We start from the raw sequence: 20,473 nt of genomic DNA, 5'->3' as shown, positions 1-20,473 counted from the left end.
AAATCGCGAGCACGATAACGACAGCGCCGACAAGCCAGATCAAATTGTTCATGGGGAACCGTTCTCCTGTTGAGGGTCGGGCCATTGTGACCCGATCACTTAACGGTGAGGCAGGGCTTGAAGTTCCCAACCGAGCCAATTGCTGTAGCGTGCCGCCTCCGGCGCAAGGCCAATTTCCGGCTCCATGCCTTTCAATAGCTGCACGAGCGAGCATTGCTGGGTCTGAACCCATCCGCGCATGCCGGGTTTACCGATGTATTCCGCTGATATTGAAAATCCTGGTGATCCTGCCTTGCAGGCGACGTGCAGGAAGACGTGAACGCGGACACACCGATCAGCACTCCCGCTACCAATGGAAAAAATCGGTTCATCTGAACGTCTCCTCACAAGCTTGTCATGGTCGCAATCTACGATGCCAACACGAGCCTATACGAAAACTTCTGGCCCGCTAGATCACGCTCACCTGACCCGAAACATTCGCACGATTGATCAATCAATCTATAATCGTGATGCGTCGCGCCTCAGTCGATGATTAAATTCACGTAAGTCTAACCTGGTCGGGCTATTCTGTCGTTGTGGAAGTAGTTTAGCGACGTTAATAGTCAAGCGGACGCGATTTCGACTTGAATAGATTGCGGTTTTTGAGTAAAATTACACCATAAAAAAGTAATATAAATGGGAGGATACTATGTCGTCAACTCGGTTTGATCCGATTCTGCTTCATCGTCAACATTTCATCGATGAGGTCACGTGCCTCGATGAAATCTTCGATGTTCTGGACGGGTGGCCGGAGGACAAACGGGGTTTGGCATATGACACGCTGTTGAAGGCGTGCAGAGATACTGCCAACGGGCGTTTCCCGCTGAGCGCTGCGCGCGAGAATTTCCGGCGGTTCCTGAAGATGGCTGGCGTGCTTGCGAAGGTCGAGGGTGGCCCCAAATTCGACGGACTGATGAACCATCAAATTGGTAATGCTTAATGAGATTATAGGCCTGTTGGGGCCGTCTGCATGCCAGGTCAGGGCGCGCCGTCACATCAGTTGCGGCGCGTTCTGGTTTCGATATCTGCTGATCGGATGGCCGCCTATTTCTTGGCCACAAAGCACCGCGGCAAGCCCTGCCAAGAGGCAGCCGGCTATTCGGGTGTCGGATCCAGCAGATCTTAATTTACCTCGGCATTGGTCCAGTCGCATCGGAAGATCAGCATGGGCTTCGAGAACCCCTTGAACCGTCGGCGCGTTGCGTGAGTGAAAAGATCGGCGGCGCCATATTCCCGAGAAATATTCTCCGAGACGAGGATCTGGTCGCTGGAGGCTGCCGCGCAGAGACGTGCGGCAAGTTGCACCGTTGAGCCGAAGATGTCGTTGCTGTCTTCGACCGGTTCGCCGCAATCCACTCCGATGCGGATATGGATAGGCTCGGTGTTTCCGCCGTTGTAACGCTCGAATTCCCGCTGGATCGCCATGGCGCATGCGACGGCTGCCGTTGTCGCGGCGAAGGCCGCCATGATGCCGTCGCCGGTGTGTTTCACTTCGCGGCCTGAATTCTGGCTGAGGCATCTGCGCACGATAGCGTCATGGGCTCGGACCATTTCGGTCGCAATGCGGTCGCCGAGGCGTGACGTCATCGCTGTCGATCCGACGATATCGGTAAAGAGGATTGCCCGGTGGCCGGGATCGACGTCGCTGGACGACTGGCCAGGCGCCGGCTCAGGATCGTGAATGCGGCCAAGAAAAGCCTCGACCGCCGACAAGGCGACCTCGACGATCTCGCCGGCGACGAAGCCATGGGCCTCGCGATGCACGCATTGCGCGGTTTCCGCATCCGGCGCATCCACAAGGCAAAAGGCGGTCCCGCGCCGCTGATCGAACCAGTAGGTCAGGAACTTGACGCCATACTTTTCCTGAATATCGAGATCCATGCGATGCGCCCGGGCAACGTCGGCGGCTGTCGTTCCTTCAAGAAAGTGCCGGTCCATGAAAATAGGCATCGCGCGCTCCTTCCAGATCCGCCGCGTGCAGGATAGATGGCATTGTACGACCGGGACGAAACTCCGTCCACCTCTGGGACAATCAATGAATGATTAGAGAGGTTCTTGCTTCCAGAAAAGCATATGAGTTGCTGTAATCCTTATAGAGTATAAAAGGAAAGACTGAGTTTTAATCAGCAGGCTTGGGATGGAAAGCCCGATATTTACCATAATCAGTCGCTTAATGACTGGTCGGGGGAGCTGTCGGGGTCTTCAGGCGTTCCATGTTCTCAAGCGCGGCGAGTGCCGGACCCGGGAGGGATGGAGAAACACGTCTGTGACGGCCATGATTGACCAGAGCGTGATGCCGAAAAGTGTGAGCGATTTTCGGACGATGTCATGCTCTAACTCTATAATGTAGAACAGGATTCAGATTTTAGGCCGACCTAGTCTAAAATCATCCCGTTCCAGGATCAAAAGCCACGCTTCGGCCGGTAGGCGGCTTGCCAACGGCACGCAAATTGCATCGTATTCCATAAGCTCCACCGAAATTGGGAAAAGCTGTAGCAAAGTGAGACAGACGGCACATTTTCGACCGGTTGGCTTGGCCTCAATGGGGCTTGGTCATTATGCCGTTATTAACTCTGTGTGGGACGCCGCGCGCACGCTCCTGCGTGACTGGCCGGTAGACGACGGCGAAGAGTATTTCGAGGCCGTCAAGTCGTGCCTGGATGCGATTATCGGCGATCTCCCACCGGAGCACGTGCGGGCCGCCTTCATCAGGGCGGCACAGGAGGCCGGCATTGCCGTCATAGAAGCGGCGGACTGAATACTCTCCGCGCTTCGGCGCCAGCTTCCGGCCTGCAACACCCATCCTCAAGCCATATCGTCCCGACGCTTGACTTTTCCTGCCGAAGTTCTAACTTAGAACAAAACAGGAACATTGGAGATGATCATGACGCATACGGAACAGGTGATCGCCAACGCCCTCGCGCTTGTCGAAGCATCCCGCGCAGCCCGCGAGCGGGATCAACAGCGGCGTGCCGCCTGGCAGAGAAAGGTCGAACTCAGCCGGCCGCTGCCGCCCTTGCCACGCCCTGTTCAATTGCCGTTGGCGCTGAACTGATGCAGCCGGCAAAAGCCTTGGAACCCCATCGGGCACGCCCCGAACAAACTGGACCTGGTCAAGCCTGGCCGGATCAAACCTGGCCCGATCAAGCCTGGGAAGTCGAAGCCGTGCTTGCCTGGCATGACGACAATGCCAAGGCGGCGATACGCTCGCTGCTCGATGACTGCAAACATCTCCGCCAGCAATTGGCGCTGGCGGAAAGAGTGATGAGCCGCGGGATGGCCCGCGGATGGGCGCCGCGATACGAGCGGGATGCTCTCTGAAAGATCCGATGCCGCTTGGTCTATGGTGCGGTATCCTCCAACGCTCCTCATTCTGAGGCTCTCTTGGGGCCTTGTACGGCGGCTAGCAAACGAAAGCGCGCTACTCGGCGTGGCGATTGGCTACGGCACACCTGTCTTCAGACGCGCCGAGGCCGTGACGCTTTGAGTTGCCGCTTATGCAGCAAGGCCGACATTTGCGAGATAGGCTTCCAGCGCCCAGGCGTGAGCAGACGCAATGATAGCGCCGACATAGCCGTCCGGACGCACGAGCACCCAGTCGCCCGATGTCAGACCGTAGGCATCATTGAAATGCCCGCCTTCGTCGATGACATCTCCGCGCTCGCCGATCCTGTGGATATGCAGGCCCGGGCGCGGCGGCACGGCGGCTTGCTCGGCCTCGTAGCCGAGCAGCGTCCAGTGCGGCCCCCTGAACAGTTCGAACAGGCGCGTCGGCTGGCCGGCGACACCTTTGAGCGGCGCATCGGGCGCACGATCACCCGCAAGCAGACCGGCGTTCCGCTCCGGCTTTTCCAGCGCGAAGGAGGAGGCGGGGTAGCCGATATCGAGTTGATGCACATCGCGGCCGCGCCGCATATCGCCTCGCTTCATGGCGTCGAGAAGATTGGTCGCCAGACCGAGCACGGCGGCGGCGACCGGGCGGCGTTCTTCCTCATAGCTGTCGAGCAGCGCGTCGGGAGCGCTGGCAGTGACCGCAGCCAGTTTCCATCCGAGATTATAGGCGTCCTGAACGCTGGTATTCAGACCCTGTCCGCCGGTCGGCGGATGCGTATGGGCGGCATCGCCGACCAGGAACACGCGGCCGAGCCGGTAGCGATCGGCAAGCCGGGCGTTCATATGGAAGGCTGACGCCCAGGAGGCCGATTGGACCTCGATGTCGTCGCGGCCGGTGCGCTCCTTCACCAGGGCGGTCAAGCCTGCCGCGGAGAGGTCGACCTCGCCTTCGAGCGGGATGGGTCCCTGGATCTGGAACAGATCCGTCCCCGCGAGTGGGCAAATGGCGATCTGCCGCTGCATGTCGCCATCGCCGAAGCGATGCCATACGTCTCGGTCCAACCCTGTCAGAAGGACATCGGCGACCATGGCGCGCACGCCGAGCGTCTTGCCGGGAAAGCCGATACCCAGCGCATGGCGCACGAAGCTGCGGCCGCCATCGGCGCCGACCAGCCAACGCACGCGGATGGTCTCTTCACCGGATCTGCCTTTAAGCCGCGCAGTCACGCCGGCCTCATCCTGTTCGAAGCCGATGAGTTCGCATCCAAATTCGGGGCGATGCCCCAGTTCGAGCAGGCGTTCGCGCATCGCGCCTTCGGTCAGGAACTGCGGCACCATCAGGGGAAGATGATAGGGCTCGGCCGGCGTCGGCTCCCCACCCACCACGGCGTCGGATTCGCTGACGCTGCCGTCGTCACGATATTCCCGCTGCCTGGGATAGGTGCCGCCTTGGGCGACGATCCGGTCGAGAATGCCGAGATCCTCGAACACCTCCTGGCTCCGCGGCTGAATGCCCTTGCCGCGGGAACCGCGGAACGGGTCGTTCAATTTTTCGATCAGGCGGAAGGATACGCCCCGCCGCGCCAGCTCGATCGCCAGCGTCAGGCCGGCAGCCCCGGCGCCTGATATCAGCACGTCGACTGTGGAATTCTCTGTCATTGGTTTCTCCATGTGTGTATTATGCACATAATAGGAGAATCGGCATGACGTCAACAAAGAATGTGCAAAATACACATATAGGCGGAAAACTGCGCGAACTGCATGGGGCTTTGATCGAGATCGTCAGCGTCATGAACCGCCCGCAGCGTGACGAGCAGATGGTCCGCGAGGCGGGCATTTCGCTCGATCGCGCCCTGTTTCCGCTGCTGGTCACGATCGAACGGCTCGGTCCCATTGGAGTGGTCGAACTTGCCGACCGCGCCGGGCGCGACTACACCACCGTCAGCCGTCAGGTCGCCAAGCTCGAAAGTCTCGATCTGGTGGAGCGCCGCGGCAATGCTACCGATCGCCGCGTGCGCGAGGCGGTCATCAGCCCGAAGGGCAAGGCAATGACCGATCGCATCGACGTCGCCCGCGAGCGGATGGGACGCGCCATTTTCGAGAGCTGGGACGATCACGACTTCAATGAACTCGTTCGCCTCATGCGGAAGTTTGCGGAGGATATCAGTGGCGATATCGGCAATGGCGCGGGAGAAACAGAGGGCGAGGGCGGACCGCAGGCGGATTAGCCTCGGAATCCTTCCCTTATATGGCCTTTGAATTCACCGGAGCCATTGCGCCGGCGCGTCTGCGATGATCTTGTAGCGACCTGCAATCGCAACGTTTTCCGGTGATTCCCAATGTTCGATATTCTGTGGCGCGGCCTGGTGATCGGCGCCGGCGCAACCATGCTCATGGACCTCTGGGCGATCCTGCTCATCCAGTTCGGCCAGTCGGCGCCCAACTGGGCACCTGTGGGACGCTGGTTCTGGCACCTTCGCCGCGGCAAAGTCTTTCACGAGAACATTGCCGACGCCGAGCCCTATGCTCATGAACTGGCGCTCGGCTGGATCAGCCATTACGCCGTCGGCATCCTCTATGGCGTGATCTTCGCCATCATCATGGGCTCGGCCTGGCTGGCGGCCCCGACATTTCTTCCCGCCTGGATCTTCGGCATCGTCACCGTCGGGGCAGGGTGGTTCCTGCTGCAGCCAGGCCTCGGCATCGGCTGGGCCGCCTCCAAACATCCGACCCCGAACAAGGTCCGATGCTTCAACCTTCTCGCCCACACGGTTTTCGCGCTGGGGCTCTACGGGACGGCGTTGATCATCGGCTGAGATCCTCGGGCTGCTGCCCCTTATCCGCCTGCCGGCACCTTCTCCCCGCTTGCGGGGCGAAGGGAACAAGCCGCGACCTCTCCGTTCCCCACGAACCCCTTGCGGGGCACGTCCCCTCTCCCCGTTTACGGGGGTCCGCAGGACGGGTCGAGACCAGTGGCTCGACCCCGGCAAGGTTAGGGTGAGGGGCAGCATCCGTACGACCAGACAGTCTAGCCCTTACCGCGCCGCCCAGTTGGCGCCGCGGCGGAAGATGGTCTTCATCTGGGGAACGTCGAATTCCTTGGCCTGATGGCCGAGCGAGGAATAGAAGACCCGGCCCTTGCCGTATTTCCGCTTCCAGAGGACCGGCATGACGACGCCGTCGATCCAGTAGGCGTGATCGCCGGTGAACTTGGTCGTCGCCAGAACCTCGTTCGAGGGGTCGACATGCATGTAATATTGCTCTGAGGTATAGGGAAAGTCGGCGATGCCCTCCATGAGGGGATCGTCGGGACGGGTGATGTTGACGGTATAGTCGATGATGTTGCCGGGGTGAGCCACCCACTGGCCGCCGATGATGAACTGGTAGTCGACGGAGTCGCGGAAGGCATCGCCCGCGCCGCCGTGATAGCCGGCGATGCCGACGCCGCTTTCGATCGCGGTCGCGAGGTTCTTGACCTCTTCCTTCTCGATCTTCGACATCGTCATGATCGGCACGACGAGGCTGAGATCATGGACGGAAGGGTCGGCAAGCGCCTCGGTGCCGTGCTCGAGATAGACCTTGAAGCCATCCTCCTCGAGCATGGTCTTGATGATTTCGGCGCACTCCTGCGGCTCATGCCCGCTCCAGCCACCCCAAACGATCAGTGCTTCACGCATAGTCTTTCCTCCTGAAACTTATTTCGCCAGTCGTCCGTCGACGATGGAATCGGACAAGGGAGCAGGGCGCTCCGTTGCCGTGGTGATCGCGACTGTCCGGCCGGTCGCGGCGGCGGTGTGGAATGCTTCCATGACTTCGAGCACATGCAGGGCCAGATCGCCATTGGCGCGGTGCGGCCGGTTGGAGCGGATCGCATGCGCCATATCGGCAACGCCGAGCGAGCGGTAGTTGCCATCGGCATAGGGTGATGTGACCGGCTGGTCCTCGAACGAACCGCCCTTCTTCAGGTATTCCACCGGTCCGCCAAACTTGTTGGGATCGGGAACGATCAGCGTGCCTTCGGTTCCGTAGACTTCGAGCGGCACATGCTTGTGGCCGGCAACGTCGAAGCTCATGGCGATTTGGACGACGGCGCCGTTGGCAAAGGCCATCATGCCGGTGACATGGGTCGGCACGTGCACGGGAATGCGTTCGCCGTTTCGCGGTTCGCTGGTGATCAGTCGTTCCGCGCGCGGCGTCGTTGCAAAGCCCGCAACTTGAGAAACCGGCCCGAGAAGATTGACGAGATCGGTGATGTAATAAGGACCCATATCGAGCATCGGCCCGCCGCCGACCTCGTAATAGAAGGCCGGGTTCGGATGCCAGCGCTCATGGCCCGGGCACATGAAGGTTGCCGAGCCGCCGACCGGCTGGCCGATGACGCCCTTGTCGATCAGGGCGCGGGCCGTCTGGTGGCCGCCGCCGAGGAAGGTGTCTGGGGCAGCGCCGATGCGGAGATTCCTCGCCTTGGCGGCTTCCGCCAATTTTTTCCCTTCCGCGAAATTAATACCGAGCGGCTTTTCCGAATAGGTGTGCTTGCCGGCATCGAGCGCCTGCAATGCCACGGCAACATGGGCCTTCGGGATCGTCAGATTGACGATGATTTCAACCTTGTGATCGGCAAAAAGCTCCTCGACCGTCTTGACGGGAACATTGAATTCCGCAGCCTTTGCTTCCGCCAGCTCCCGGTTGAGATCGGCGACGCCGCGGATATCGAGGATGGGAAAGGATGCCATCGCCGTGAGATAGGCGCCGGAAATATTGCCGCATCCGATGATGCCGATACCGACCTTGTCCATGAATTCCTCCATTGGTCTTGCCATTGATCTTGGTTGTGTCGCTCGTCAGAGCGCCGGCCCCGTCGTGCTCCAGGGCGATTCGTAGAGTTCGTAGAGCGCCACCGCTGCGGCACCCTGCGCCCAGAAATCATCGGTCGAATCGTCGAAGACGAGTTCGCTCACGCCGCGCAGCGACGGCGGAATGGCGAGCGTATAGGCGTCGCGCAGGCTGTTGAGAAAGGGTTCGCCGAGCGCCAGGCTCGACCCCACAAGAATAACCCGCGGCGGCGCAAACAGGGTGACGATGTTGGCAATGGTCAAACCCACCGCTTCGCCGGCGCGGATGGCGGCACTGATCAGCCGGTCGTCATCGGCCTTGATCAGCGCCTGGGCATGGTTCATGCCACGGCCGAGACGGATTGCTTCGGCAAAACGCCCGTCGGCCTGCTGTTCGCCGAGGATCGCGCTTTCGCCGGCCTGGCTGAAGAGCCGCACGACGCCGTTCGGTCCCATGCCGAGCACCAGGTCGCCGAGATTGTGGCTGAGACCGCCGGCGCCGCGAAACAGGCTGTTGCCGTGCAGGACGCCGAGCCCCAGTGTCTGCTCCAGCGAAATCAGCACCATATCTTCGAGATCGCGCGCCTTCCCGAACCAGTGATGGCCAAGCGTGATGGCGTGGGCGTCGCTTTCGACAATGGTCGGCGTCGCCAGCCGCGTCGACATCTCGGCGGCGAAATCGACATTGGTGTCGCGAAAGATCGGGCTGCTCCTGATATAGCCGGTGCGGTGCTCGATGACGCCGGGAAATCCGAGGCAGACGCTGTCGACATCCTCCAGCGAAAGCCCGGCATCGACGACGCAGCGCCGGACGCCATCCTCGACGAGATCGGCGATGACGCCGATCGGCTGCCGGTCGATGCGGATCGGCAAGGCGAGCTTCGACAGCACGTCGCCGCGGAAATTGGTGACGACGAAGACCATCCTGTTGGCGGCGATCTTGGCGCCGACCACGCGGGCGGCATCCGGATTGAGCTCCAGCATCACCCGTGGCCGTCCGCGCACGGCCTCATTGCGGATATCGCCTTCGTGACGCGGCAGGATCAGCCCGTCGTCAAGCAATGAGGCGGTAATCGCCGAAACGGTCGTGGTGGAGAGTTCGGTACGCTCGCTGATCTCTATCCGCGAGATCGGGCCATGGCGCCTGATGGTATCGAGCACGTTCAAGCGATTGATCGCGCGCATTAATTCGGGATCTGCGGTCTTCATGGGAACTAGCCAGGCGAGCGTTTCGTTGGGGCGGAACCCAAATATTTTTAACGGGTTACGAAATAAATAGCAGGGAATTCAGTGGTCCTGTCAAGCGCATTTGATAAAAATAGAGGCATTGGGTTGACAATATGCGAAAGCTCCGTTGAATTAATCCGCATAGGGGAAAAATTGTAAGGACAGGACCCCTGGGAGGAAAAATCATGACTTTTAGGTTCAAGAGCGCCGCTTTTGGCGGCAGGCGTATCGCATCCATGGCCGCGGCCGCCGGCATGTTGCTGGCCGGAGCAGGTGCGGCTTCGGCGGCGACAGTCGTCAAATGGCTGCATCTCGAGCTCGACCCGAAATATGTTGCGGCCTGGGAAGACATCGTCAAGAAATACGAAGCCCAGCATCCCGACGTCGATATCCAGATGCAGTTTCTCGAAAACGAGGCCTTCAAGGCCAAGCTTCCGACATTGCTGCAATCCGACGACGTGCCGGATTTCTTTTTCAGCTGGGGCGGCGGCGTCCTGAAGCAGCAGTCCGAGACCGGCGCCCTCCAGGATGTGACGCCGGCTCTGGATGCCGATGGCGGCAAATTGCGCGGCGCCTATAGCCCGGCTTCGGTCAGCGGCCTGACATTCGAAGGCAAGACCTGGGCTATTCCCTACAAGGTCGGTCTCGTCAGCTTTTTCTACAATAAGGAGCTCTTTGCCAAGGCCGGCGTGAAGGCCGAGGACATCAAGAACTGGACTGATTTTCTGGGTACCGTGAAGAAGATCAAGGCAGCAGGCATCGTGCCGATCGCCGGCGGCGGCGGTGAGAAATGGCCGATCCACTTCTACTGGAGCTATCTCGTCATGCGAGAAGGCGGACAGAAGGTCTTCGAAGCGGCAAAGACCGGCCAGGGCGAAGGTTTCCTTGATCCCGCGATCATCAAGGCCGGCGACGATCTTGCCGAACTCGGAAAGCTCGAACCGTTCCAGCCCGGCTATCTCGGCTCGACCTGGCCGCAGGCGCTCGGCGTTTTCGGCGACGGCAAGGCGGCGATCATCCTCGGCTTTGAAAATACCGAGGCCAACCAGCGCAAGAATGCCGGCGACGGCAAGGGTCTCGCACCCGAAAATATCGGCCGTTTCGCCTTCCCGGCGGTCGATGGCGGTGCCGGCAAGCCGACCGATACGCTCGGCGGTCTGAACGGCTGGGCGGTTACCAAGAAGGCATCCAAGGAAGCGCTCGATTTCCTCGCTTTCCTGACGAATGCGGACAATGAGCGGGCGATGGCCAAATCAGGTATGCTTCTGCCCGTTGCCGTCGGCGCCGGCGATGGCGTCACCAACCCGCTGCTTGCCGAGTCGGCCAAACAGCTGGCCGGTTCGACCTGGCATCAGAATTATTTCGACCAGGATCTCGGTGCGGCGGTCGGCCGTGTCGTCAACGACGTGTCGGTGGAAATCGTCTCCGGTCACATGAATTCCAAGGACGGCGCCCAGATGATCCAGGACGCTTTCGAGCTGGAACAATAACCAGCGCCTGCAGACCCTTCCTGGCGCTCCGCTAAAATTCGGAGCGCCAGCATTGCTGCCGACGAGATGCGAAAGCAGGACCCATGGCCAATATCTCAGTCCCATCGATAACCAGTGCCGCAAGGCCGGCAAAAAAAGCCGCAAACAGCAAGAGCTCGGTCGCCCATGACCGGCTGGCGGTGCTGTTGATCTTCCTGCCGCCGGCGCTGCTGCTTTTCACCCTCTTCGTCATCATGCCGATGGGCGAGGCGGCCTGGTACAGCCTCTACAAGTGGAATGGCTACGGCACGCCGACCGAGTTCATCGCGCTGCGCAATTTCCAGGTCCTGTTTCGAAATGCGGCCTTCACCCAGGCGCTGGTCAATAACGGCCTGATCATCGTGATCTCGATCTGCATCCAGGTGCCGCTTGCCATCTGGCTGGCGACCATGCTGGCGCACCGCATTCCGGGTGTCGTCGGCTACCGCCTCATCTTCTTCCTGCCCTATGTGCTGGCGGACGTTGCCGCGGGCCTTATCTGGCGCTTCGTCTATGATGGCGACTATGGCTTGTTTGCCGCCGTTTCCAACTTCTTCGGCTTCGCCAACCCTTACGTGCTCGCCGACAAGGACGTGGCGATCTATGCCGTGCTTGGGGTGATCGTCTGGAAATATTTCGGCTTCCACATGATGCTTTTCATCGCCGGGCTGCAATCCGTCGACAAGAGCGTGCTGGAGGCCGCCGAAATCGACGGCGCCACCGGCTGGCAGAAGTTCCGTTACGTCACGCTGCCGCTGCTCGGCTCGACCTTGCGTCTTTCCATCTTCTTTGCCGTCGTCGGCTCGCTGCAGCTCTTCGACATGATCATGCCGCTGACGGGCGGCGGGCCGTCCAACTCCACCCAGACGATGGTCACCTTCCTCTATACCTATGGCGTCATGCGCATGCAGGTCGGCCTCGGCAGCGCCGTCGGCGTGGTGCTCTTCATCATCTGCGTGACGCTCGCCTTCGGTTACAAAAGGATATTCATGCGCCATGACTGATATGAGCTCTTCCATCCGCATGAGCACATCAACACGCGTCTATCTCTACGTGTCGCTGAGCCTGATTGCCGCGATCGTGCTCGTGCCGCTGCTGACGACCGCGCTCGGCGGCTTCAAGACGCTGGGCGACCTGCGCACCAATCCCTTCGGCCTGCCGACGGAGTGGCAATGGGCGAACTACACCGATATCCTCTTCGGTGAACGCTACTGGCTGCAGATCGGCAATTCGCTGGTGATCGCCTCGCTCACCGTCCTCCTGACGTTGATCGTATCGTCGATGGCGGCTTTCGCCTTTGCCCATATCCGCTTTTTCGGATCGTCATTCCTGCTCAATTATTTCCTGCTCGGCCTGATGTTTCCGGCGGCAACCGCGATCCTGCCGCTGTTCATCCGCATCCGCGATCTCGGCCTGCTCGATACCTATTGGGGCGTGGTGCTGCCGCAGGTGGCCTTCGGCCTCGGCATGAGCATCCTGCTGTTTCGAAACTACTTCCGCAACCTTCCGGAAGAATTGTTTCAGGCGGCCTTCGTCGACGGCTGCGGTTATCTCAGATTCTTCTGGCATATCTCGCTGCCGCTTTCCCGGCCGATCGTCGCCACCGTCAGTATCATCTCCTTCGTCGGCAGCTGGAACAGCTACATCCTGCCGCTGATCATGCTGAACTCGGAATCGAAATATCCCTGGCCGCTCGGCATCATGGTCTATCGCGGCGAGTACGGCACGGAATGGCAGCTGGTGCTGGCCTTCATCACGCTGACCATCCTTCCCACCATCATCGTCTTTTTCGTCGCCCAGAGACACATCATCGCCGGTCTGACCGCCGGCGCCGTGAAGTCCTGAGCCGAACCGTTGGAGTGCAATTATGGCATCCGTTGAACTCACCGATATCAGCAAGACCTATGGCGCCGTCGACGTCATCCACGGCATTTCGCTTCATATTGAGGATGGCGAATTCGTCGCCCTCGTCGGCCCGTCCGGTTGCGGAAAATCGACGCTGCTCAGAATGATCGCCGGCCTCGAGGAGATCACCGACGGCGACATCTCCATCGGCGGCAAGGTCGTCAACGCCATGACGCCGCGCGAACGCAACATCGCCATGGTCTTCCAATCCTACGCGCTCTATCCGCACATGACGGTCGCCGAAAACATGGGTTTCAATCTGAAGCTCGCCGGCGTTGCCAAACCGCAGATCGAGACCCGGGTGGCCGAAGCCGCCCGCATGCTGGATCTCGCCGAACTCCTCGACCGCAAGCCGGCCCAGCTTTCCGGCGGCCAGCGCCAGCGCGTCGCCATGGGCCGCGCCGTCGTGCGGAATCCCGCCGTCTTCCTGTTCGACGAGCCGCTCTCCAACCTCGATGCCAAGCTGCGCGTGCAGATGCGCTCGGAAATCAAGACGCTGCACCAGAAGGTCAGGACGACCTCGATCTATGTCACCCATGACCAGATCGAAGCGATGACGCTTGCCGACCGCATCGTCGTGCTCAATCAGGGCAGGGTGGAGCAAGAGGGGACGCCGCTCGAACTCTACAGGAAACCCGCCAATCTCTTCGTCGCCGCCTTCATCGGATCGCCGGCGATGAACATGCTCGAAGGCACGGTCGACGGCGAAAACGGTGAGCCCGCCGCCCGCCTCGGCGACGGCACGGCCATCCGCATCGCGCCCGACCGCAAGGTCAAGGCCGGCCAGGCGGTCACCATCGGCCTGCGCCCCGAACATCTCATTCCAGGTGTTGCCGCCGGCACGCCGCTTGCCGGCCGGACGATGCTGGTGGAACCGACAGGCGCCCAGACCCATGTCGTCTTCGATCTCGCCGGACAACAGGTGACCGCCATCGTCGACGGCGAATACCCCGCCCGGTACGGCGCCGTCTTCGAGGCAAGCATCACTAGCGATCAGGTGCACGTTTTCGACCGCGGTACTGGTGTGGCGCTGTAGGCGGGGCGGTTTGTCCCACGGCTGTCCAATTCGCGGCGACGAGCGGGAACCGGGGAGGATGCGGCATATCCTCTTCTCCCTGAGGAGAGAAGAGGGAGTCGAGAGATCGCGCGATGCCCGTTTGCGCGCAAGCCGAGCTAGAAGGACGGGCGAGACACATGGCTCCAGCTAATCAATGCGGTGATTTGTCTTGCCATTTCGCGAGCCGTTCTCGGCGCGTTTTCGAAAATTGAATAACATCGAATATAAAACTGTCTTCTTCCGGAAAGTCTTTCTTGATCTGCTCGATTTCCTTGCCGTCGCGGATGCAACGAATGATATCTAGCCCTCGAACTGCGCGTTTTAGAATGGAGGCATTCCAGAAATCATTACTCAGAGGGTTAGGGAACCGAAACTCAGGCCAACCGGCTCCAGCTTCAACCAATTGGGAAAAGTTTTCAAATCTCTCATCGGATATATGGACCGCCCAATTAATTACTTCCACCCTCACATATAGGTTCAAGTCCAATAGGCATTTCGCCAAGGCGTTGGAAATCGTTTGATCATAGCGTCCGGAATTCACTGTGTATTCGACAAACGCCCTACGACAATCTGACAGGGCGTCATCGGCGAGTTTTGTCGCAGCGACATTCAAACCTTCTACCTCCTGCCCCAACTCCGCAAGGTATTGTGCACCACGGAGGCGGTCCCGCGAACTCTCCGAAAGAATGAGATCGATGAGGAATTTTAGATCAACTCCTTGTCGCCATCTTCTTAAAACGGATTGTGTTGCAGCATACCTATTTTCGTTACCGGCGTCCTTGTCTTGGATGATATTCATAAGTGCGGAAGTTGATCGTTCATCAAAATGATCACTATTCATCTGCGGCCTTTATTGTGCTGTCGCTTCCGGAATTTCGATCAAAAGACCGAAACGGACGGATGAGCGGCTAAGCCATTTGGTTTCTCAACGATATCCGCCGCCACCGGACGTTGCCAATGCCACAAGTTGCACTATTGTCTGTCCGGCACGCAAAAACCTGATGGTGATTATGCCGGTAGTAACTCGACATCTCATTGACCGCGGTGACGGAGCCACGGTCGAGCTTTTTCAAGCTCAAGCCGCAAGCGAAACGCCCGCAGGAGCAATCCTATTTGTCCACGGCAATCAGGGTGGCCGTCTGCTTGGAGGGATAGAGGCGGTCGACAGCGGCGCGTTGCTTCGCTTCTGTTCTGGTTTGAATATCACTGCTGCGGCAGTCTCGCAGCCCGGTTTTGGGGCATCAGATGGCCCTCCGGATTTCTGCGGTCCCAAAACCCAGCAAGCGATCATAGCTGCTCTCGCTTTCCTGCGGGGCCAGCCTTCCGTCGATCCTGACCGAATTGTTCTCTATGGAAACAGTCGTGGTGCCGTTGCATCGGCAATGGTCGCCACCCAGGTTTCTGATCTGCGAGCAGTCATTCTATCCAGCGGCGTCTACGATCTTGAAGTCGCTTATCACGAGAGTTCAGACGGTTTGCGGTGGGCTATCGAGAAAGAGGCGGGCCTATCGCGAGAGGCCTTTCTGGCTCGCTCTGCATTGCATTATGCGCCCGAAGTTCGGTCTGAGACGCTGTTGCTGCATGGAAAGCATGATGACCGTGCTCCAGTTGCCCAAGCCGAACTCTTCTCAAAAGCTCTGTCCAATGCCGGAGTCCTGGCGACGCTCCACCTCTTTGACTGTGGACATCAAATTCCAAGGAACCACATGCAGGCAGCTCTCAGGCCCTTCCTGCAAAGGGTGTTCAATCCTGTCGTGACGTACCACTAAGGCAGCATGACAGCTTCGGGCAGCGGGAAAGTGACGAAAACCTAAAAGAGATTAAGCCCAAACCCGCCTCTTGAAGGAGGAGAAAAAATGAAACGCATCGAGATGGAGGTGAGTGGCGGCTGCCAGTGCGGTGCCGTGCGCTACCACGCAACCGCTATGTTCGACAATTCGCATCTCTGCCATTGCCGCATGTGTCAGAAAGCCTCGGGCAACATCTTCGCGGCGCTCGTCGCCGCGCCCGATGATGCGCTCAGCTGGACACGCGGCAAGCCAAGCGTCTGGAAGAGCTCGGAGCTTGTCGAGCGCGGCTTCTGCGCCAATTGCGGAACGCCATTGTTCTTCCACCACCTCGAAAACGGTCGCACCAACCTGATGATCGGTTCGCTTGACGATCCGCACGCCTTCTCGCCGCTTGCCAATACCTGCACCGAGAACATGGTGGCATGGTTCGATACGATCACGGGCATAGAAAATACCGGTGCGACCGAAGACAACGGCGCCGACTGGGCGGCGGCGATCAAGGAGAGCAACAACCAGCACCCCGATCACGATACCGCCTCATGGGCGGTGAGGGGGCGTGATGGCTGAGTCCTATCCGGTGCTGCGCTTTCCGAGGCCATGGCGTGTGGGCAGTGGCGGGGGCTTTGCTCTGCGACCGGGATCGTTGCACATCGATGCTACCGACCACCGCTAGGCGGGCGATAGCATCGGTTGACGAAGGCTACTTTGCTCCTGCGGCCGCTTCTATGACCGCAGCCACTTCCTTGGCGTGCGAGGCCAGCGAGGCGTGGCTACCCTCGACCGTCGTCACCTTGGCCTTCATCCGTTCGGCAAAGAAAGCCTGGGCGTGGGGATCAAGGACGAGGTCCTTGGAGCTCAGGACGTACCAGCTTGGCTTGTCGTGCCATGCCGCGACCTCAGCAGGCGCATCGAAGGCGGTGTGGTTGATCGGCATCTGGTGCGCCGCCAGATGTTCACCGATCTTCTTGGGCAGGTCGCCCGCCACTGCACTGGGGAATACTGCAGGATCGATGGTCAAGTAACCCTTTGCGTCGGGCCGAATGGCCGCCGCTCCGGGGGTTGCCGGACCGCTGGCTGCCAATGCTGTGATGGTTTCACCTTTCTCGGGCGCAAAGGCCGAGACATAGACGAGTGATGCCACCTTGGCGTTGTCGCCCGCCTCGCCGATTACCACGCCACCCCAGGAATGGCCCACCAGGACAACCGGGCCATCTTGCGCATCCAGCACCGCATTGGTGGCAGCGACGTCGTCAGCAAGCGAGGTCAATGGGTTCTTTACCGCAGTCACCTTGTAACCCTTGGCGGTCAGGATTGCAGCGACGCCATCCCAACTGGTTTCGTCGACGAAGGCGCCGTGGACAAGAACGATATTCTTAATTGTTTGATCCGGGAGAGCCGGCTGGGCCCTTGCGGGTGCAGCACCAAGCATGGCGGTCGTCAGCATTAGGGCGGACATAAGAAGAGATTTCATTTGGAGCTCCTATAGGGCGCATCAGCGCGATTGCTTAATTCGGATAATCTGCAATGCTGTCGCCTAAACGACGGCAGGAAGACCAGGATGGCCTTGCCTTCGCGGAAACACTTGAACTGCCAGATAATTCCTCTTTGAAGACAAAACCAAACTAGGGCTTACCGAGATGGATCACCATGACCCGAGCCCCGCAATGCATGCTCCATCGTCCAAAAATGCGATCATGCTCGCCTCTCGGGTGGATCTGCTCTCCCAGATTTTGGCCATGGTCAGCCTGCATGGCGAAATCGTCTTTACAGTCGAGCTCAGCCAACCATGGGCGCTACGCTTTCATCCAGGGGCGGCTTATTTCTTCATCGTGCTCGAAGGGGGCCTGACGGTTGTGAACGATCAGGGCCATGCCTTGCAGGTGGCAACTGGCGATCTGATCATGCTGCCGCGGGGCCTTGGACACGGCTTGAGCGATGGCGAGTGTGAAACTGAGGCTGACTTGGCAGCCCTGATGGCGGCGCAGGTTACCGCCGAAAAACTCAATGTCTCCCACGGCGGAGGCGGCCAACAGACCAAGCTTATCGCCGGAGCCTTTCGGTTCGAAAGCGCTTCCGTGCCCTGGCTCGTATCGGCACTGCCGTCGGTCATTCACATTCCAAAAGCCAGCGGCGAGACCGCCGGATGGGCCGAGGGCCTTGGCTACTTCATGATGAAGGAAGCCCAGGAGGTGTATCCCGGCGCGTCCATCATGATTTCACGGCTGATCGACGTGCTGGTGATCAGTATCCTGCGTAGCTGGGTGCGGATCGAGCGGGGCGGCAATGTCGGCTGGCTTGGAGCGCTCGGGGATGCGCGCATCAGCCGCGCGCTCAAGGCCATCCACGACGAACCTTATCGGCGCTGGACCGTGCTCGATCTGGCTCGCGTGGCGGGCCTGTCCCGGTCCGGCTTCGCGGCGCGATTTACAGCATTGGTGAAAGAAGCGCCACTTTCCTACCACAGCCGCTGGCGGCTGACGCTCGCCTTGGGCTTGATGCGCCAGCCTGATGCCAAGGTTGGGTCGGTCGCCAGGCAAGTGGGCTATGATTCCGAAGCAGCCTTCAGCCGAGCCTTCAAGGCACAGTTTGGTTTTGCGCCCATGAATGCCAAATCGACAACTATTCAGAATCGATGATGGTGTAGATCCGGCGCGATGCATGAACTCGCCCCGATAACAGACGCGCCGCTTCCGGCCCCATAGCGGTCGTCTACCCAAGCCGAGCCGATGTCCGCAGTTGGTGCGAATCGGACAGCCGCCGGGCAATCCCGGCGGCCTACTGCCGCGATATATTATTCCGCCGCGATCCGTGTGACGCCGTTGGCCTGGACGATCTTTTCCAGCAGCACGAGCTCTTCCTGGGTAAGATCCGTCAGAGGTGGGCGCACGGGGCCGGGGTTCTGCCCGAGGACGCGAAGGCCGGCCTTGATGATCGAGACGGCATATCCCTTCTTGCGGTTGCGCAAGGCGACGAAGGGGAAGAAAAAGCTCTTCAGGATCTCGTCGACTGTTGCCTGATCGCCGGTGCGCAAGGCGCCGTAAAAGCGCTGGGCAAGCGCGGGCACGAAGTTGAAAACGGCCGATGAATAGGTCGTCACGCCTGCCGCGAAATAGGCTTGCGCATAAACCTCATGGGTCGGCATGCCGCCGACGTAGACGAGACGGTCGCCAAGCAGGGTGGTGATCTCGATCACCTTGTCGACATCGCCGACGCCGTCCTTGAAGCCGATCAGGTTCGGGCATTCCTCCGCCAGGCGCGCGATGCTGTCGGCGGTCAGGACGGCATTGTCGCGGTTATAGACGATGACACCGATGCCGACCGATTGGCAGACTGCCTTGACATGGGCGATGAGACCCGCCTGTTCGGCAAACATCAGATAGGGCGGCAACAGCAGCAGTCCGTCCGCGCCGGCCTTTTCGGCCGCGACTGCGATCTCGATGGCGAGCGACGTGCCGTAGCCGGTTCCCGAAATGATCGGCGTCTTGCCCGCCGACGCCTTGGCGGCCCGGATCACCTGCGGAATCTCGGCCGGATTGAGAGAGAAGAACTCCCCGGTGCCACCAGCGGCAAACAGTGCAGCAGCGTCATAACCTGCAAGCCACTCGACATGACGGCGGTATTTGGCTTCGTCAAATTTCAGTTGATCGTCGAAGTGCGTAACCGGAAACGACAGGAGACCACTACCGACGGCCTTCTTCAATTCAATCGGGTTCATCATGAAGTCCTATTCTTGACGTGTTGAAAACCGGCTCACTCGCTCTCGAGCACTTGTAGAAGTGCGGCGATATAGCCGTAGCAGAAGGCAAATGCGGTGGCGGTGGGATCCTTGCCGCTGACGGTCGGCACATGGTCGGGCATCAGCATGTATTTGAAGCCCACCTCCTTATAGATCCTGGCCGAGCGAACCATGTCCATGTCGCCTTCTTCAGGGAAGGTCTCCATGAAGGACAGCTTGCCGCCGCGAATGTTGCGAAAGTGAACATTGAAGATCTTGCCGCGCTGGCCGAACCAGCGGATGACATCGTCGATTTCCTTGCCGGGATTTTCCAGCATCTCGCCGATCGAACCCTGGCAGAAATTGAGGCCGTGATAGGGGTTTTCTCGCATCAGCACGAATTTCTTCAGGCCTTCCACCGTACCCAGCACACGCGTGACGCCGCGATAACCCGGCGGCGTATAGGGATCGTGCGGATGGCAGGCGAGCCGGACGCGGTTGCTTGCAGCGACAGGAACGACGCGTTCCAGGAAATAGTCGATCCGCTCCCAGTTTTCGTCCTCGGAAAGCACGCCGGCAAGGCCGGGCTCGGCCTGCTGATCCGTCTTGTCCCAGCGGAAGCTGGCATTCAGCGATCCGCCGCGTCCCGGTTCATCCGGCGTACGGGGAATGCCGATCAGGTTGAGATTGTACTTCACCGCAGGAATGCCGGCGGCGGCGGCATTCTCGATCAGCTTGCAGACGGCGTCGATCTGTCTGTCGCGCTCGGGGCCGGCAAGCAGGATATCGGGATAGGAAGCCTTCTCGATCGGCTGCGAGGGTAGGGGTAACTGGATCATGTCGAGGATCAGGCCGAAGCTTTCGACCTTGTCGCGATGACGTTCGAGATCGGAGAGCGTCCAGCTGCTCGGCTTTCCCGCCGGGTCGGCGTTGATATGCTTCACACCCAGTTGCGCGAAGATACGATAATCGTCGTCATCCCGCGCTGCGACCTGTGTTCCCAGATACATTTGAGTCTCTTTCGAAATTACACAATGTCATATGACATAATATGAATTTTGAAGAGT

Annotated in this window: 22 protein-coding genes; 13 read left to right on the top strand and 9 right to left on the bottom strand. The window is 59.7% G+C overall.

The features are described from left to right. Positions 1-688 precede the first annotated feature (688 nt). Positions 689-979, top strand: coding sequence for a DUF982 domain-containing protein (locus GR198_RS06690; protein WP_011651894.1), 291 nt, complete (start codon positions 689-691; stop codon positions 977-979). A gap of 182 nt (positions 980-1,161) precedes the next feature. Here GR198_RS06690 and GR198_RS06685 read toward each other — a convergent pair whose 3' ends face one another. Then, on the bottom strand, positions 1,162-1,989 hold the full coding sequence (locus tag GR198_RS06685) for a nickel-binding protein (RefSeq protein ID WP_029873204.1): 828 nt from the start codon (positions 1,987-1,989) through the stop codon (positions 1,162-1,164). A gap of 550 nt (positions 1,990-2,539) precedes the next feature. Between GR198_RS06685 and GR198_RS06680 the strand changes: the two genes are divergently transcribed. The 3 genes from GR198_RS06680 to GR198_RS06670 all read left to right on the top strand — a co-directional run bounded on the left by GR198_RS06680 (position 2,540) and on the right by GR198_RS06670 (position 3,360). Further along, positions 2,540-2,797, top strand: a complete 258-nt coding sequence (locus GR198_RS06680; protein WP_011651896.1) for a DUF982 domain-containing protein — start codon at positions 2,540-2,542, stop codon at positions 2,795-2,797. 126 nt (positions 2,798-2,923) lie between these two features. After that, entirely contained in the window at positions 2,924-3,094 is a 171-nt protein-coding gene (locus GR198_RS06675; RefSeq protein WP_162039352.1) for a hypothetical protein, read from the top strand. After that, complete coding sequence (locus GR198_RS06670) at positions 3,094-3,360, top strand: hypothetical protein (RefSeq protein ID WP_027665917.1); 267 nt, start codon at positions 3,094-3,096, stop codon at positions 3,358-3,360. The genes GR198_RS06675 and GR198_RS06670 overlap by 1 nt, the downstream gene beginning before the upstream one ends. Before the next feature lie 174 nt (positions 3,361-3,534). On the opposite strand, the gene GR198_RS06665 is transcribed toward GR198_RS06670, so the two are convergent. Beyond that, entirely contained in the window at positions 3,535-5,031 is a 1,497-nt protein-coding gene (locus GR198_RS06665) for an FAD-dependent oxidoreductase (RefSeq protein ID WP_029873205.1), read from the bottom strand. A 44-nt stretch (positions 5,032-5,075) separates the two neighbouring features. On the opposite strand from GR198_RS06665, the gene GR198_RS06660 reads away from it, so the two are divergent. Both GR198_RS06660 and GR198_RS06655 read left to right on the top strand, forming a co-directional pair. Then, positions 5,076-5,600, top strand: coding sequence for a MarR family winged helix-turn-helix transcriptional regulator (locus tag GR198_RS06660; protein ID WP_029873206.1), 525 nt, complete (start codon positions 5,076-5,078; stop codon positions 5,598-5,600). A gap of 111 nt (positions 5,601-5,711) precedes the next feature. Further along, the gene (locus GR198_RS06655) at positions 5,712-6,188 is read left to right on the top strand and encodes a DUF2938 domain-containing protein (RefSeq protein ID WP_164067999.1); all 477 of its coding nucleotides are present in this window, start codon (positions 5,712-5,714) and stop codon (positions 6,186-6,188) included. 219 nt (positions 6,189-6,407) lie between these two features. On the opposite strand, the gene GR198_RS06650 is transcribed toward GR198_RS06655, so the two are convergent. The 3 genes from GR198_RS06650 to GR198_RS06640 are packed head-to-tail and all read right to left on the bottom strand — an operon-like array spanning position 6,408 to position 9,413. Continuing rightward, positions 6,408-7,049 (bottom strand): ThuA domain-containing protein, encoded by a 642-nt coding sequence (locus tag GR198_RS06650; protein WP_029873208.1) that lies wholly within the window; start codon positions 7,047-7,049, stop codon positions 6,408-6,410. A gap of 18 nt (positions 7,050-7,067) precedes the next feature. Next, positions 7,068-8,168, bottom strand: a complete 1,101-nt coding sequence (locus GR198_RS06645) for a Gfo/Idh/MocA family protein (protein WP_029873209.1) — start codon at positions 8,166-8,168, stop codon at positions 7,068-7,070. A gap of 45 nt (positions 8,169-8,213) precedes the next feature. Further along, on the bottom strand, positions 8,214-9,413 hold the full coding sequence (locus GR198_RS06640; protein WP_017960374.1) for an ROK family transcriptional regulator: 1,200 nt from the start codon (positions 9,411-9,413) through the stop codon (positions 8,214-8,216). Positions 9,414-9,616: 203 nt separating this feature from the next. Between GR198_RS06640 and GR198_RS06635 the strand changes: the two genes are divergently transcribed. The 4 genes from GR198_RS06635 (at position 9,617) to GR198_RS06620 (ending at position 13,880) form a co-directional block, all read left to right on the top strand. Continuing rightward, positions 9,617-10,921 (top strand): ABC transporter substrate-binding protein, encoded by a 1,305-nt coding sequence (locus GR198_RS06635; protein WP_164067997.1) that lies wholly within the window; start codon positions 9,617-9,619, stop codon positions 10,919-10,921. An 83-nt stretch (positions 10,922-11,004) separates the two neighbouring features. Then, positions 11,005-11,943, top strand: a complete 939-nt coding sequence (locus tag GR198_RS06630; RefSeq protein ID WP_164067995.1) for a carbohydrate ABC transporter permease — start codon at positions 11,005-11,007, stop codon at positions 11,941-11,943. Next, on the top strand, positions 11,936-12,784 hold the full coding sequence (locus GR198_RS06625; protein ID WP_164067993.1) for a carbohydrate ABC transporter permease: 849 nt from the start codon (positions 11,936-11,938) through the stop codon (positions 12,782-12,784). The genes GR198_RS06630 and GR198_RS06625 overlap by 8 nt, the downstream gene beginning before the upstream one ends. Positions 12,785-12,806: 22 nt before the next feature. Next, complete coding sequence (locus tag GR198_RS06620; protein WP_163880360.1) at positions 12,807-13,880, top strand: ABC transporter ATP-binding protein; 1,074 nt, start codon at positions 12,807-12,809, stop codon at positions 13,878-13,880. A 172-nt stretch (positions 13,881-14,052) separates the two neighbouring features. Here the strand turns inward: GR198_RS06620 and GR198_RS06615 are convergent, their stop codons facing one another. Next, the gene (locus tag GR198_RS06615; RefSeq protein ID WP_050573685.1) at positions 14,053-14,742 is read right to left on the bottom strand and encodes a hypothetical protein; all 690 of its coding nucleotides are present in this window, start codon (positions 14,740-14,742) and stop codon (positions 14,053-14,055) included. 160 nt (positions 14,743-14,902) lie between these two features. Between GR198_RS06615 and GR198_RS06610 the strand changes: the two genes are divergently transcribed. Both GR198_RS06610 and GR198_RS06605 read left to right on the top strand, forming a co-directional pair. Continuing rightward, positions 14,903-15,670 carry an alpha/beta hydrolase family protein gene (locus tag GR198_RS06610; RefSeq protein WP_164067991.1) on the top strand — a complete coding sequence of 256 codons (768 nt, stop codon included), beginning with the start codon at positions 14,903-14,905 and terminating at the stop codon, positions 15,668-15,670. Positions 15,671-15,757: 87 nt separating this feature from the next. Further along, positions 15,758-16,258: a GFA family protein gene (locus tag GR198_RS06605; protein WP_130852886.1), complete on the top strand. Its 501-nt coding sequence runs from the start codon at positions 15,758-15,760 to the stop codon at positions 16,256-16,258. Positions 16,259-16,391: 133 nt separating this feature from the next. Here GR198_RS06605 and GR198_RS06600 read toward each other — a convergent pair whose 3' ends face one another. Next, positions 16,392-17,162, bottom strand: a complete 771-nt coding sequence (locus GR198_RS06600) for an alpha/beta fold hydrolase (protein WP_164067989.1) — start codon at positions 17,160-17,162, stop codon at positions 16,392-16,394. A 166-nt stretch (positions 17,163-17,328) separates the two neighbouring features. On the opposite strand from GR198_RS06600, the gene GR198_RS06595 reads away from it, so the two are divergent. After that, the gene (locus GR198_RS06595; protein ID WP_246711052.1) at positions 17,329-18,327 is read left to right on the top strand and encodes an AraC family transcriptional regulator; all 999 of its coding nucleotides are present in this window, start codon (positions 17,329-17,331) and stop codon (positions 18,325-18,327) included. A 155-nt stretch (positions 18,328-18,482) separates the two neighbouring features. Here GR198_RS06595 and kdgD read toward each other — a convergent pair whose 3' ends face one another. Further along, on the bottom strand, positions 18,483-19,409 hold the full coding sequence (kdgD, locus tag GR198_RS06590; RefSeq protein WP_164067987.1) for a 5-dehydro-4-deoxyglucarate dehydratase: 927 nt from the start codon (positions 19,407-19,409) through the stop codon (positions 18,483-18,485). 32 nt (positions 19,410-19,441) lie between these two features. After that, complete coding sequence (locus GR198_RS06585) at positions 19,442-20,416, bottom strand: mannonate dehydratase (RefSeq protein ID WP_029873219.1); 975 nt, start codon at positions 20,414-20,416, stop codon at positions 19,442-19,444. Between the last annotated feature and the right edge of the window lie 57 nt (positions 20,417-20,473).

Source organism: Rhizobium leguminosarum, from assembly GCF_010668065.1.
GTDB classification, from domain to species: domain Bacteria; phylum Pseudomonadota; class Alphaproteobacteria; order Rhizobiales; family Rhizobiaceae; genus Rhizobium; species Rhizobium leguminosarum_S.
The sequence above is the reverse complement of the archived record's forward strand: the minus strand, read 5'-3'. Positions and strand labels throughout refer to the sequence as shown.